This is a genomic window from Pseudomonas sp. B16(2017) (assembly GCF_002113205.1).
Classification (GTDB): domain Bacteria; phylum Pseudomonadota; class Gammaproteobacteria; order Pseudomonadales; family Pseudomonadaceae; genus Aquipseudomonas; species Aquipseudomonas pharyngis.
In genome coordinates this window covers 92,382-106,566 of record NZ_NEKA01000009.1, presented here as the reverse complement: position 1 = coordinate 106,566, position 14,185 = coordinate 92,382, and the positions used below count along the sequence as shown (strand labels likewise).

General features: G+C 60.2%; 15 protein-coding genes. 1 reads left to right on the top strand and 14 read right to left on the bottom strand.

The window, feature by feature from the left end; translation table 11 throughout:
* Positions 1–4 precede the first annotated feature (4 nt).
* From CAG25_RS17190 to CAG25_RS17125, 14 genes are all read right to left on the bottom strand, one after another.
* The gene (locus CAG25_RS17190) at positions 5–511 is read right to left on the bottom strand and encodes a phage major tail tube protein (protein WP_011332717.1); all 507 of its coding nucleotides are present in this window, start codon (positions 509–511) and stop codon (positions 5–7) included.
* Entirely contained in the window at positions 511–1,677 is a 1,167-nt protein-coding gene (locus tag CAG25_RS17185; RefSeq protein WP_064379034.1) for a hypothetical protein, read from the bottom strand. Before CAG25_RS17185 ends, CAG25_RS17190 begins: the two co-directional genes overlap by 1 nt.
* 2 nt (positions 1,678–1,679) lie before the next feature.
* The gene (locus CAG25_RS17180; RefSeq protein WP_085612311.1) at positions 1,680–1,865 is read right to left on the bottom strand and encodes a hypothetical protein; all 186 of its coding nucleotides are present in this window, start codon (positions 1,863–1,865) and stop codon (positions 1,680–1,682) included.
* A 102-nt stretch (positions 1,866–1,967) separates the two neighbouring features.
* On the bottom strand, positions 1,968–2,516 hold the full coding sequence (locus CAG25_RS17175; protein ID WP_085612310.1) for a DUF4376 domain-containing protein: 549 nt from the start codon (positions 2,514–2,516) through the stop codon (positions 1,968–1,970).
* A 25-nt stretch (positions 2,517–2,541) separates the two neighbouring features.
* On the bottom strand, positions 2,542–5,604 hold the full coding sequence (locus tag CAG25_RS17170; RefSeq protein WP_256575382.1) for a tail fiber protein: 3,063 nt from the start codon (positions 5,602–5,604) through the stop codon (positions 2,542–2,544).
* Positions 5,605–6,240, bottom strand: a complete 636-nt coding sequence (locus CAG25_RS17165; protein ID WP_085612309.1) for a phage tail protein I — start codon at positions 6,238–6,240, stop codon at positions 5,605–5,607.
* Complete coding sequence (locus CAG25_RS17160; protein ID WP_085612308.1) at positions 6,237–7,232, bottom strand: baseplate J/gp47 family protein; 996 nt, start codon at positions 7,230–7,232, stop codon at positions 6,237–6,239. The genes CAG25_RS17165 and CAG25_RS17160 overlap by 4 nt, the downstream gene beginning before the upstream one ends.
* Complete coding sequence (locus CAG25_RS17155; protein ID WP_007954853.1) at positions 7,229–7,561, bottom strand: hypothetical protein; 333 nt, start codon at positions 7,559–7,561, stop codon at positions 7,229–7,231. Before CAG25_RS17155 ends, CAG25_RS17160 begins: the two co-directional genes overlap by 4 nt.
* Before the next feature lie 14 nt (positions 7,562–7,575).
* Positions 7,576–8,184 (bottom strand): phage baseplate assembly protein V, encoded by a 609-nt coding sequence (locus CAG25_RS17150; protein WP_085612307.1) that lies wholly within the window; start codon positions 8,182–8,184, stop codon positions 7,576–7,578.
* Between the two features lie 3 nt (positions 8,185–8,187).
* Complete coding sequence (locus CAG25_RS17145) at positions 8,188–8,709, bottom strand: hypothetical protein (RefSeq protein ID WP_085612306.1); 522 nt, start codon at positions 8,707–8,709, stop codon at positions 8,188–8,190.
* A gap of 74 nt (positions 8,710–8,783) precedes the next feature.
* A complete protein-coding gene (locus CAG25_RS17140; protein WP_085612305.1) occupies positions 8,784–9,122 on the bottom strand; it encodes a phage holin family protein in 339 nt (112 codons plus the stop codon).
* A 94-nt stretch (positions 9,123–9,216) separates the two neighbouring features.
* Positions 9,217–9,798: a DUF642 domain-containing protein gene (locus CAG25_RS17135; RefSeq protein WP_085612304.1), complete on the bottom strand. Its 582-nt coding sequence runs from the start codon at positions 9,796–9,798 to the stop codon at positions 9,217–9,219.
* Positions 9,799–9,805: 7 nt separating this feature from the next.
* Positions 9,806–9,988 (bottom strand): Com family DNA-binding transcriptional regulator, encoded by a 183-nt coding sequence (locus CAG25_RS17130; RefSeq protein WP_085612399.1) that lies wholly within the window; start codon positions 9,986–9,988, stop codon positions 9,806–9,808.
* Between the two features lie 532 nt (positions 9,989–10,520).
* Entirely contained in the window at positions 10,521–11,255 is a 735-nt protein-coding gene (locus tag CAG25_RS17125; protein ID WP_085612303.1) for an XRE family transcriptional regulator, read from the bottom strand.
* A 210-nt stretch (positions 11,256–11,465) separates the two neighbouring features.
* On the opposite strand from CAG25_RS17125, the gene mutS reads away from it, so the two are divergent.
* Positions 11,466–14,048 carry a DNA mismatch repair protein MutS gene (gene mutS / locus CAG25_RS17120; RefSeq protein ID WP_085612302.1) on the top strand — a complete coding sequence of 861 codons (2,583 nt, stop codon included), beginning with the start codon at positions 11,466–11,468 and terminating at the stop codon, positions 14,046–14,048.
* Positions 14,049–14,185 lie beyond the last annotated feature (137 nt).

Genomic DNA, 14,185 nt, shown 5'->3' with positions numbered 1-14,185 from the left:
AGCGTTACGGCATCAGCACCGCACGCCGGGCATCACCGAGAATGTCGACGCCGTTGAGCACGAACTTCTGGGTGCGCACGTCGATGTCGATCACCGGAATGCCGTTTTCCAGGCGGTTGTAGGTGCGGCAGGAGAACTCAAGAGTCGTCAGGGCTTTGCCACCCATTTTGATTGCTTCCTCCCCCATGGTTTTGAGCTTGCCGCCGATGGTGTGATAGGTGAACCAGGTGTTGCCGTCCTGATCCTGACCGGCTTCACGCACGTTCAGCAGAATGTCGTCGCCCAGTTTCACGCCCATCGCCAGCAGCACTTCAGCGCCAGTGCCTTGCAGCTTGAGCGTGGCATTCAGCGCCTTGGCGCTCTTGGCCATTTCCTCAACGATGAAGCGCCCGCCCGTCATGCTTTCCATGTCGAAGTCGATCTTCGGCGGAGTGAATTCCTCAACAGTCGCCGACAACGGCAGACCTTGCAGGGTGGCCGCGATGGCCTGTCTTACGCGGTTGGTAAACATTAGAGAACGTCCTCCAGGAACTGCTCGATGATTTCATCGCGGGCGTTGAGTTGATAAACCATGTGTTCGTTCGGCGCGTAGCGGCCGTAGTCGATGACCACGTACCAGGTGCCGTTCTTGTACTTCTCGACGCTGTTGAGTTCCGGGTGCAGGTACACGCTGCCGCCGGGAATGGTTTCGTCGGCGACCAGGGTTTGCAGCCAGTCGTTGATGCGTTTGACTTCCTGATCCATGAACGACTTGGTCAGGTTTTTCGCCATGGCTTTCTGGCCGGCCTTCACCAGCTTGCGGCTGATGGCGTCTTCCAGACCGACGTAGCTGATGAACTTGCCGGTGATCGAGCGGTTGCCCAGCAGCGAGAAGCCGCCAAGGATGGTGCGGGCGTAATAGCTGACGCCGTAGCGGTTGAGCAGATCGCCTTCGGTGGAGGTGTCGAGGATGTTGTACTCAACGACCCGCGACACGTCTTCGGCGTAGGTCACCTGGTTGCCCGGGCTTTCCCATTGCTTGACCTTGGCCAGCGCGGCAATCGCCAGACTGGATGGCGCGAGGAAGACGTTTTTCTTCGCGGCTTTCGAGTACACGGCGGGCATGTTGTGCACCACCAGGCAACGGTCGAAACCGAGGTCAGCGCCGCCCAGTTCCTGGCTGTACAGCACCTGATCGGCGACCGAGACGTCCTTGCCGTCCAGCACCACACGGGCCTTGATGCGCTTGCCGAACGAGGCGAACTCGCTGGCCACCGCTTTAGTGCCAGTGAAACCCGGTGCGCCGATGATGGTCAGGTCTTCCGGGACGCTGCCCAGTGCCGCCAGACCGAGCTTGCGACCGGTGGCTGGCTCAACACCGCCGATTACCGCGTTGACGGTGTCAGCCGGGGTCGCGCCCGCTTCGACGATCACCACGTAGACCGGCACCTTGACCACTTTGAGGATCTGGTAAACCGCGTGGTACAGGGTGCCCTCTTCCGAACCTGTCGGATCGAGCAGCGCGTGGGTGGTGAAACTGTTGATGCGAAACGGTGCGTTACGCGGAATCAGCGGATCGGCTTTCGGCGCGGTGCCGACCAGACCGATGACGTTGTCACCCAGGCCACCCATGGCCTCGGGGGATTCGGTGGCATTGACGGTAATGCCGTTGTGCTCGAAGTTCAGAACCTCAGCCATAGTCAGTCAGCCTTCTTGGCAGCGGCCTTCACGGCCTTGGTGGTAGATGTTTTCAGCTCCAGTCGACCGGCGCTGTGCAGGGCACTGGCCTCGACATCGAGCAGATCGAGTTCCTGGCCGACGCTCGACCAGTGCCCACCGCCGGTGGGGAATGGAACGAGCACGGTGTAGGTTTGGCGGGTTGCCATTTTTCGTTTCTCCATAAACGGGAAAGCCCCTCAAAGGGAGGGGCTTTGGCGGGTGTTGAATGTAATGGGCGGACAAGAAAACGCCCCGGGGTGCGGGGCGTTTTATTGAGGCTCGGAGGTCGGTCTAGCTGGCATGGAATCGGGCCAGCCTTCCTTGAGCATTTCATCGGAGAACGTGCCGTCCTCGATTGCCTGGAGCAATTCCAGTTCGCGGTCGAAACAAGCCTGCACGTGCGCCCTGACAGCCTGCGCAATTGAGAGAATCTGTGCGGCACCGATTTCGACGAAACCGCTAAGGGTTTTAAAATTGCAGCGGTACTGCGGATCAAGTACTGCGGAGAGACCTGTGCTCGCGATCAAAGCCTGACTCTCACGAGAGGTCTCGATGCGCAATCCCTCTACGGCAATACCTGATGCTTCCCGGGTGAAACGCTCAGCCGCAAACAGAGCCGCATAATCGGGTTCGATGTGAGGAAAAGGTAACTTGACCACCTCACCGTCAACCAACTTCCAGACACCGTCCCTCTCTGTTCTGGTCGCCAGAAATACTGCGTCACTGAGTTCAATCGCTTGTTCAGGAATAACGCTATGAATATCGGAGTCATACCGACCAGTCAGGTCTCCGTGTTCATCAAATGTTGCGAATTTCATAAATAGACCTCGTCACTCCGTTGTATTAGCGACCCACTGCAAAGTAGTAAAACTGTGCAGGTCCCTGACCCAGATTACGAATGGTCACGTTCGCTTTACTGATCCCTTTGATTTGCCCGATGTAGGTCGATCCGACGGGAGCGTCCACGGCCGTATTGGGGTAAGTGATAAATACTGACGGGTTGACCATTGGGTAGGCGACCGGAAACGCCTGCAAATAATTGGCTCCGGATGCGATGGCGGTCGTCATCCCCCACTGGAGGGTCAAGCCTCCGAGCCAGGTTGGGAAAATGACATAGCTGCCGCTCATGTCGCCGGAAACACTGATGGAGAAACCCCAGCGCATTTTTTTCGGGGTCACGAAGGTTTTATCGTCGGCACCTGCATCGACCTGTGCCTGGGTCGCTACCTTCGCAGTGCCTTGATTGAGTTCGGTAGCCTGCTGCGCCAGATCGGACAACGCTGCGACATCAATGCTTCCCTGATTGACCGGGGCGTTCCAGGCCTTGATGCACCACATGACAGCCAGGTTGCGCGGACGGGTGCCAACCAGGTGCCCATCAGTAAACAGCGCCGCCTGATTCAGCGAAACCGGGGAGGTGATTTCGCCAGAAGAGAAAAATGCGGCAGGATAGTCGGCCGCAAAGGCAACGTCGCCTCCGAGTACCGGGTGAGACTTACCGCTATTGTCTGGATTGAGTTTCCACGATGAGGCCGCAGCTTGGATAGCCTGCGCTGTCGAGGTCACTGCATCGTGCGCAACCAACGTCGCTTTTTGCCAGCTACCGACTGTCCGACCAGCGTCAACACCGCGACCATGATCCCAACCTCGCAGGAATTCGCCGCGAGATTCCGGCAACCGGAAATTCCCGGCTCCCTCATCGCCCTTGTTGAATGTAGTGCCGAGATACGCCGCCAGATCCGGATAGGTCGCAATGCTTTGCACGCTACCATCCAGCTCAAGATAACCGGCAGGAGCGACACCCGTTGGAAATGCCATGACCGCGCCAACCGGAACAGAAGATTTGAGCTGCGCGACTTCATTGGCCAGTGCGGCGACGTCGATGTTTCCCTGATTGATCGGCGCGTTCCAGGCTTTGATGCACCACATGACGGCGAGGTTGCGTGGGCGAGTTTCCACCGCATTGCCGTAGTTATAGGTTCTCACACTACCTATAGACAACTCAGCGTTATCGCCCCCGAATGTCGACCGTAGAGCCCAATCTGCTGCTGTATCCTTCAGCACAACAGAAGGAGTTTCTCCATTTGGATCGACTGCCTGTCCACCTCCAGATCCTGTCGGAAGGTAATGAGTATGTGCCTTGAGCGTATCCGCCTGATAGCTTCCGGCAGTTCGCCCAGTATCCACACCACGACCATGATCCCAACCCCGCAGGAATTCACCGCGAGACTCCGGCAAGCGGAAATTACCGGTGCCCTCATCTCCCTTGTTGAATTTTGTACTTATGTACGCCGCCAGATCCGGATAGGTTGCAACGCTCTGCACACTGCCATCCAGCTCAAGAAAGCCAGGCGGTACGATCCCAGTCGGGAATGCCATGACGGCGCCCACCGGAACGGCAGAGCCGAGGCGTGACACTTCCTTGACCAGTGCCGCTACGTCGATGTTTCCCTGATTGACCGGGGCGTTCCAGGCCTTGATGCACCACATGACGGCCACGTTGCGCGGGCGATTTTCATCCGCCGTGCGGGCCTGTCGAGCGTTATCGAAATTGACGTTGGTGTATGCATCTACAGCAGCCGTAACGCCCTTCGATACTCCCGACTTGCTGCCGGCATATACACCATTAAGCGCTTGAGCAAGGCCAGTAGCGTCAGCAGCAGCAATTGCGCCGGTCAAGCGTTGCATCGCATCTAGTTGAGCGGTTCCGAGCCCGCGTCCGGCGTCAACTCCCCGACCATGATCCCAACCCCGCAAGAACTCCCCACGCGCCTCCGGCAACCGGAAATTCCCGACACCCTCATCCCCCTTGTTGAACTTGCCGCCCAGATAGGCACTCAAGTCCGGGTAGGTCGCGCTGCTCTTGACGCTGTTGTCCAACTCCAGAAAGCCCGGAGGTGGCGAGTCAACCGGGAACGCGACAATCGACCCCACCGGCAACGCCGACGCCTTGGCAATCAGCGCCTCGACTTCAGCCTTGGTGTACGAATCCTTGATGCCGAAACCGGCCAGAGTGTCAGGGTTCGAGCCGGCCGTAGCGCGGCCATATTCGTCGACGCTCAGACTCTTGTAAGTCCCGGCAGCAATCCCGGTACGCCCTGCCAGCATCTTGAATGTCAGCGCGGTTGTGCCAAGGGTAATCGGCGCATTGGTGGTCAGGTGCCACAGTGAATCGCCGTTGAGCGTGCCCTCTTCCACCATCACCGTCAGGCCCGGTGTGACCTTGGCGCTGATGTTGGCATCGTTGGCCCGAATCCAGTCGCCGTTGGCGACGATCCACAGGCCGTTGTCCTTGGCCAGGGTCTGGTTCGGCAGCAGCACACGGTCGCCGGCAATCACCGCCACGCCGTCGATCTGCTGCGCACCGTTCAACACCACGTTGGCGGTGGCGGCGACACGTACCGACTGTTTGCCGTCGAGTTTGCCGAGTTCTTCGGCGAGGTAGCTCATGACCCACGCACGTGTGGCCTTGACCACCGTGTCATCAATCAACAACGTCACCAGCGAGGCATTGCTGGTCTCGAAAATCGAGCGGATATAAAACTCTTTGCCCGAGCCGGACGTTGCCAGAACCGGCTTGAACGACTCCGGGTATTTGACGATGGCGTAGAGAATCCCGGTGTCGGTCCACAGACCGGCTTCACGCACGTACCAGCCACCGACGTCCGGCGGAATGGTGACTTCGGCGAGCAGCCAGCTCGGATTTTTCTCGTCCTGGAACAGCGCGTTGAGCGGTCCGCGCCAGACTTCGCGTTTGAGCGCGGTAGCTGTCGCGGCCGGGTTGTAGACCGCGCCGCCGCCATCGCCGACGGAAATCTGCGTCAGCTTGATCGGCAGGCCCGCGGCCTTGCACGCCGTTTCGTAGGCAATCCCTGCGTTGGTGAGCAGGGTGTAATAGTCAGCCATTCAGGCCCCCTGAGGATAAATAGTGGATGTTTCGACGGTGTACAGCGCAGCCGCCATGAAGGCCTCGCCGGATGTCTCGAGCCCTTCGAGGAAAACCGGATAAACCGTGGTCAGCTCACCGCAGAAAGTCGCGGCGCCGATGACGTGGTTGCCGAATGCGCTGAGGCCGACCGACACCGACAGCACGTCCCGCTCGCTCTTGGCATCCGCCAGGCGTCGGTCGAGACGGGCGTCGATTTCTTCGCTGTAGGGTTGTTCGCTGAAGGCCCGCACGGAAAAGCTGTAGGGCTCACCGGGCGGTGTCTGCTCGTACCAGGCGCGGATTTCCGGCCTGAGCTGCAAACCCTTGGCGGCGTTCTCCAACGCCTTGCGAGTGCCGGCCTGGCGCGCGGTGGGCCAGGCCAGTTCGACGGTCAGGCGCTTCTCGGCTTCAGGCGCGTCAGTGCTCCATTCGGCAACACCACGATCCGCCGCCAGATACGGCAGGAACGCGACAGGTGTCGAAGCCGGATTCATCAGTTCGGGAAACGGCGGCGCGACGCGATCAAGCAATGCGCCGAAGCCGATGTCGAGGGCCCGTTCCAGCGCCGAGCTGTTGGCCGGCAGCAGGGTCGGACGCGGTGTCTGATCGGTCATAGCGTCTGTACCTCGACCTCGACCGCCGTGCAGTACGGCGCTTGAAATGCGCTGCAGACGATGGGCGTCAGCGGTTCAAGAATCTGCAATTGCACGGCACCGGCGCTGTGCAGCGTGTAGTCGATCCAGCTCGGATCGACCCGGCCTTCCAAACGATGGCAGCTGTCGGCGTAGGCCTGCAGGTGTTGCTGCGCAGCGACCTTGGTCAGGCCCGAATCCGGGCCGGAATTGATCTTGGCCACGACGCGGATTTTGTAGCGCTGAATCTCGGCGGCCTGCACCGTCACCCTGTCCGTCTCGGGACACACATCAGGCCGAGCAAAGTGTCGGCGCACGCCGTCGAGCAACGTCGGGGACGGTGTACCGTCGCCCTCGCGGGCAAGCACGGTGACTTGCACTTCGCCAGGCGCCGTGCGGCGACCGTTACCGTCCTTGACCTGTGCGGCGAGGCCGTCCGGGTCGAAGGTGTAGGTGACGTTCACGACACCCGCATCGGTGGATTCGACTTTCACCGTCGGCCGTTCGCCCAGGGTGAACACCTCACGGCGATACTGCATCCGCGAGCCCGCCGCCGGCGCATGGGGCGCCAGGTAATAGCGCAGCCGGGCGTCATCGTCGCTTTCGTAGATCGCCGGCACCGGCGGGAATGCCGCCGGGTCGCCCGGATCGAGCAACTGTCGCTCCAGGCCCATGTCCGCCAACCGCGCATCAAGGTTGCTGCCGGTGGCCCACCACGCCAGCATCTGCTTGATGCGAGCGTTGTATTTGCGTTCGTGGGTTTGCAGGCGAACGCAAAAGGCCTCCAGAGCCAGGGTCAGCAATTCGCTTTCGTTTTCCAGGCTGGTCTTGAGTTTTTCCGCGCTCTGCGGCGAGCGGGCGCCGACGTACTCGACCACGAAGGTCTTGAACTCGGCGAGCAGATCCTCGAAGGCATCGACCTTGATCAAGGAGGGTTCGGCCAACTGATTCTGGCCGGGGATCAACATGCTCATGTCACGACCTCGAAAGTCTGTTGGCGGTTTTTCCAGGTACCGGCAAACCGCAGCAGCAAACCGGCGCCCTGTCGGGTGGCGACGATCACGCCGGGCTGGAAATCGCCGATGCCGTTTTGCGGGTTATAGAACGCCTGGGCCGCGTGGCTCTGGGCGAGTAACAGGATGTCGTCGCCCAGGTTCTGCCCCAGCAGCGTGGGGATCAGCGAACCGTACAAGGGCCGTTTTTGCCGGGTGCCCAGCGGCGTGGTCAGGGCCCGGGTCGCGCGCTGCACGAATTGCAGCCAGTCGTCGACCGTGGCCCCGCTGTCTCTATCGATTCCGATCATGGGAAGCTCTTGATTCAGGGGCTGATGACGCGGCCCTGGTGATCCACCAGCGGACCGCTGAAGTGCACGCCAGAGGCGTCGATGGTCAGGCCGACGGCGCCCAGTTGCAGGTTGATCGCTTGCGGGGTCATCGCCAGCCGCGCCGGCCCAATACTCAGCTCAAGCGACTCGCGAGAACCGTTGAAGGCGGCCGGCCCGTTTTGCCAATGCAGCGTGTGCGTGGCGTCGTCGTAGCCGCTTTCGCTGCCGTCCTGATGAACACGACGAGTCAACGTCGGCACCGTCGAGGCTGGCGGAAAACGGTCACTGTTCAGGCCGAACAGCGCCACACTTTGCGCGCCGCTTTCACCGCTGCCGTAGTTGAACAGCAGACACTGTTCGCCCACCGTCGGGATCCGCGACTCGCTCTGCGCGTCGGCGCTCGGGTTGAAGAACTTGATGGCGGGTGTCAGCAATCCACCGTGGCTGACCCTGCAGGTGTTGCTCGCGGCATCGACGTCCTGACAGATGCCGATGCGGCAATAACTTTCGGCGCGCCGGTGCAGGTCTTCGATCTCTGCTTCCATCTCCGCCAGGCGCTCGATGATCGGACCCAGCTGCATTCGAAGTAGTGCGTCGAACATCGGTCAGGCCTCCAGCGTGGTGTATTGGTCGGGATCGTCGATGTCGCTGACTTCCCAGGTGCGGGCGAATTTCGGTGTACCGAGCGGGTCGTCCAGCAGGGTCGGACCGAGGTAGAGGGTCTGGTTGAAAGTCAGCGTCCAGGCTTTGCTCGGCTGATCGGCGCGGATGAGCACTGACGGCAATCCATCAATGTTCATCGGCAGATCGCATTGATCGCCGGACAGGCCCCAGCGGTTGTCGGTGACCAGATTCTTCAGGGCGGCGATCAGGTCACAGGCGGCAAACGCCGTGGCGGACAGCGCCGGAATGACTTGCAGCGACAGCGTCAGCACATGGGCAATGCGCCCGTTGGCGGCGCGCTCTCCCGGTGCATTTCGCTCGATGTCGATCAGCACCCAGGCCTTGTCGCCGGGTGCCGTGAAGTCATCGTGATTGCCGACCTGCACGTTCAGCTCGGAGCTGTTGCGCAAGGCTGTCGCCATCGCCGTGAACAGCTGCGAAGGCTGCTGGATCGGTGTGGGCATGCTTGACCTCCTTTTTCTGATGTCCACGCGAAGTCCCGCCGCACGGCGTGCAGCGAGACAGGAAAGTGAAGGGGTTACTGCGGGTCGCGCGGAGGAACGTCGCAGACGCCGATACGCTTGGCAGCCCAACGTTCGTAAAGGCCGATAGCGACGTCGGCACCGGCCATTGCCGTCAGGCAACCAAATGCCCCGGCAGCCCAGATCGACATGCCGGCGGCGTACAGCAGCATGATCGCCGAGACGCCGCAGATCATGCAGGCGCCGGAACGCAGGGCCAGGCGCCGCAGCAGTGACCAGCCACGGGCGCCCTCCTTGTCGGCGCGCCACATTTCGCCGGACACCCCGCCCACGACGGCAAGGAGGATGACCAGCCAGATCGGCATGTCTGCCAACGCTTGTTGCTCGCTTGTCATGTCACGCCTCCTTGAAAGTTTGATGTGTGATGTATTTTGATCTCAAACGATGTCTCTGAAAGCAGGCACTCAAGGAGTGCCCGCCGGCTATCCCTTAAAGAGGTACTACGCTGACCTTGTCAATGAACGCGAAATGAGCATTGGGATTCTGCTCGTTCCAGAAGCTCAGGGTCGTTTGCGAAGTAGTGGCGGTGAAGTCCAGGGTTCTTGTTTCCCATACGGTTGCATCACCTATCGCCACAGGCGTGTCGAAGCTTGTGGTTTGTCCGGCTACCTTGACGTTGATGACACCATTGCCGGTGCGATTCACATACTTCGAGTTACCGGCGCTGAAAGTCAGGCGATACTTTGCGCCCACGACGGTGTTGATGTTTTGCTGAATTCCGCCGCCGTTTTCGTAAACATAGTTGGCAAGATCAACGGCCATTGCGCCGTCCGCAGCAACCGAACTGCCGATGGCGGCGCGGACATTAATGTACTCGACACCGGACAGGAACGTTGTCCAGCCGTTGATGAAGTCAGCCTGAGCGGGTGTATTCAAGATGCAGTCGTTAGCGCAGCCAGGAGTTTCAAAGCTTCCATTGACAACCAGTTCGGCCGCAAAGGCGGAACCGCTGGCAGCCAGCAGCGTCAGGGACAACAGCATCGAACCCAGATGAGTTTTGATCGATTTCATTTTTTACCTATAGAGTCGGATAGTCTTGTGCACTTGATGTGCTCATGTCGCTCACAGGCGATCGCTCGAGGCTCGCGGCCTTCACATGATTCAATGTTCCGCAGCGGGAACATTTGATCTGGAGTTCTGTGTACTCACCCACCCGGGCGAGCAGTCGTTTGCAATGGCCACAGCGGCATTCTTTCAACATCTGCAAGTCCTTTTGATTCTCCGCCTGACTGGGTTTATGTCGTGAAGCTCCGTTGAAGCGGCCTGCGTCAGGCAGGCATTCCAAAAAGCCCGGCATTTCGCCGGGCTTTTCAGTAATGCGCTCCTTCGCCTTCCTTCAATCCTGTGTACGTGAAGGAAGCTGACTTTTCGGCGCTACTGGCGCGGTACGAGTCCATTCAAATTGTTTTTCCGACCGCGGTCCCTGCCCGCCGGATAACTGCTTCTGGTGCTTTACGCTGCACACCCGGGTCAGTTGCCAACCCTCTGAACCGTTGAGGCCGGTTCATCGCTGCCTGTTCTTGTGGAACTAAAGAGCTGTTGTTGCCAGCCGCTTTGTCGAGCGGCTTGGTGGCAAGAATATGCATGGATGCATATACAGTCAATGCGCAAATGCATTTATTTATGCACTGGAAATGCGCGAATGCATGAAAGCCCCGCCATTCAAGGATTGGCCGGTTTTCTACAGGCGAAAAAAAACCCGCCGAGGCGGGTTTTGTCAGAAAGGAATCAGGTTACCGGGCGTACATGCCCCACCAGAAGACGTGACCGAGGATGACGATCTGCTCTTCCTGCATGTCCTGGAAGCTGTAGTCCTCGTCCGGATGCTCATCGCGATTGAAGCTGCGCAGGCGGATACCGGTGGGCAGGCGATAAAGCTGCTTCACCCGCAGTTGACCGTTGTGGTTGATCGCATAAAGGTCGCCATCAATGATGTCGCCAATCCCGCATTTTCCCGCGTTGACCCCAACCGTGGCACCGTCGCGCAGCACCGGCAACATGCTGTTGCCCCGTACCGTCACGCATTTGGCCTGATCGAACTGCACACCGTTATGGCGCAGGCTGCGCTTGCCGAAGCGCAGGCTCGAGCGCTCGCTCTCTTCGATGACGAATCTTCCTGATCCAGCAGCCAATTCAACCTCGCGAAGAAAGGGTACCGACACCTCGTCGTCATCGACGGGGGTGTCGTCGTCCCACAGGCTTATGTCCTTGAGTTCGGAATGCAACTCGTCGCGTCCGCCGTTGCTGGCGGGCGCAACATCCGCGCGCCCGCGCAACTGATCGGTGCTCACGGCAAAGTACTCGGCGATCTTTGAGATGTGTTTATCCGAAGGATCGACGATCTTCCCGCTGAGAATCCGCGAGAGCGTGGATTGAGGCACGCCGGTGCGACGGTGGAGCTCCGTGGGGGAGATCCCGTGCTGGTCGAGCAGTGCTCTTAAGACGGTAGATACGTTGCGTTTTTGCATAACGCGCATAGTGCTTGAAGTTTTTCGCGAAGACAAATGCTGATTTGCATAAATCGTGCATAGTCGACCTTTTTAAGCCAGATCGTTGTCACCCGGCCGCGATGCCTGCGTCCGACAGACCGCCCATGGTAATCTTGCGCCCATCGCGGAAAAGCCCGGCCACTGCCGCGCTTTTGCCCCACACCTTTGAACGAGTTGCCTGACAATCCGATGAATAAAGCCGTCTCCGACCTGTCCTCCCACACTCCGATGATGCAGCAGTACTGGCGCCTGAAAAATCAGCACCCGGACCAGCTGATGTTCTACCGCATGGGCGACTTCTACGAGATCTTCTACGAAGACGCGAAGAAGGCAGCCAAGTTGCTGGACATCACCCTGACCGCGCGCGGGCAGTCGGCGGGTCAGGCGATTCCGATGTGCGGGATTCCGTATCACGCGGCGGAAGGCCACCTGGCGAAACTGGTCAAGCTCGGCGAGTCGGTGGTGATCTGCGAGCAGGTTGGCGACCCGGCCACCAGCAAGGGCCCGGTGGAGCGTCAGGTGGTGCGGATCATCACCCCGGGTACGGTCAGCGATGAGGCGCTGCTCGATGAGCGTCGCGATAACCTGATCGCGGCGGTGCTGGGCGATGAGCGTCTGTTCGGCCTGGCGGTGCTGGACATCACCAGCGGCAACTTCACCGTGCTGGAGATCAAGGGCTGGGAAAACCTGCTGGCGGAGCTGGAGCGGGTCAACCCGGTCGAGTTGCTGATCCCGGATGACTGGCCGAAGGATCTGCCGGCGGAAAAACGCCGTGGCGTTCGTCGCCGCGCGCCGTGGGATTTCGAGCGTGATTCGGCGCTGAAAAGTCTCTGCCAGCAATTCTCCACCCAGGACCTCAAAGGCTTCGGTTGCGAAACCCTGACCCTGGCGATCGGCGCCGCCGGTTGCCTGCTGGCGTATGCCAAGGAAACCCAGCGCACCGCCCTGCCCCATCTGCGCAGCCTGCGTCATGAACGGCTGGACGACACCGTGGTGCTGGACGGCGCCAGCCGCCGTAACCTGGAGCTCGACACCAACCTGGCCGGTGGCCGCGACAACACCCTGCAATCGGTGGTCGACCGTTGCCAGACCGCCATGGGCAGCCGTTTGCTGACACGTTGGCTCAACCGTCCGCTGCGCGACCTGACCGTGTTGCTGGCGCGTCAGACCTCGATCACTTGCCTGCTCGACCGCTATCGCTTTGAAAACCTGCAACCGCAGCTCAAGGAAATCGGCGACATCGAGCGGATTCTGGCGCGGATCGGCCTGCGCAATGCCCGCCCTCGCGACCTCGCCCGCCTGCGTGATGCACTCGGCGCGTTGCCTGAACTGCAAGTGGCAATGGCTGACCTGGAAGCGCCGCACCTGCAACGCCTGGCGACCACCACCAGCACGTACCCGGAACTGGCCGCGCTGCTGGAAAAAGCCATCATCGACAACCCGCCGGCGGTGATCCGCGACGGCGGCGTGCTGAAAACCGGTTACGACAGCGAGCTCGACGAGCTGCAGTCGCTGAGCGAAAACGCCGGCCAGTTCCTGATCGATCTGGAAGCCCGGGAAAAGGCCCGCACCGGCCTCGCCAACCTGAAAGTCGGCTACAACCGCATCCACGGTTACTTCATCGAACTGCCGAGCAAACAGGCCGAGTCGGCGCCCGCAGATTACATTCGCCGTCAGACCCTCAAAGGTGCCGAGCGCTTCATCACGCCAGAGCTGAAAGAGTTCGAAGACAAGGCACTGTCGGCCAAGAGCCGTGCCCTGGCCCGCGAGAAGATGCTTTATGAAGCATTGCTGGAAGATCTGATCAGCCAGTTGCCCCCATTGCAGGACACCGCCTCGGCTCTCGCCGAACTGGACGTGCTGAGCAACCTCGCCGAACGTGCGCTGAATCTCGACCTGAATTGCCCGACGTTCGTCAGCGAACCGTGCATGCGTATCACCCAGGGCCGTCACCCGGTGGTCGAGCAAGTGCTGACCACGCCGTTCGTGGCCAACGACCTGAGCTTGGATGACAACACCCGCATGCTGGTGATCACCGGCCCGAACATGGGCGGTAAATCCACCTATATGCGCCAGACTGCACTGATCGTGCTGTTGGCACATATCGGCAGTTTTGTGCCGGCAGCGAGTTGCGAACTGTCGCTGGTGGACCGGATCTTTACCCGGATCGGTTCCAGCGATGACCTCGCCGGTGGGCGTTCGACCTTCATGGTGGAAATGAGTGAGACCGCGAACATTCTGCATAACGCTACCGAGCGCAGCCTGGTACTGATGGACGAAGTTGGTCGCGGGACCAGCACCTTCGACGGCCTGTCCCTGGCCTGGGCAGCGGCTGAGCGTCTGGCGCAATTGCGGGCCTATACTCTGTTCGCGACACACTATTTCGAACTGACTGTGTTGCCGGAAGCCGAACCGCTGGTGGCCAACGTGCACCTCAATGCGACCGAACACAATGAACGCATCGTGTTCCTGCACCATGTGTTGCCAGGCCCGGCAAGCCAGAGTTACGGCCTCGCGGTCGCACAGCTGGCCGGTGTGCCAAGCGAAGTGATCGTGCGTGCTCGTGAGCACCTGAGCCGCCTGGAAGATACCGCGCTGCCACATGAGGCGCCAAAACCGGCCGTCAAGGGCAAACCGGCGACACCGCAGCAGAGCGACATGTTTGCCAGCCTCCCGCATCCGGTCCTGGATGAGTTGGCGAAACTGGATCTGGATGACGTCACACCGCGTCGTGCACTCGAAATGCTCTATGCACTAAAGAACCGGATCTAAGCACCGACGAACCGGATATAACGCAAACGGCTTCAAGCTGTTAGAATCTCGCGCGGTTCGGGATGCTGCTGGCTAATAGCCTGGCTGGCAGACATCGCTCCCGAACCTGGCGACCCCAACCGTGAAGGGGCAACGCT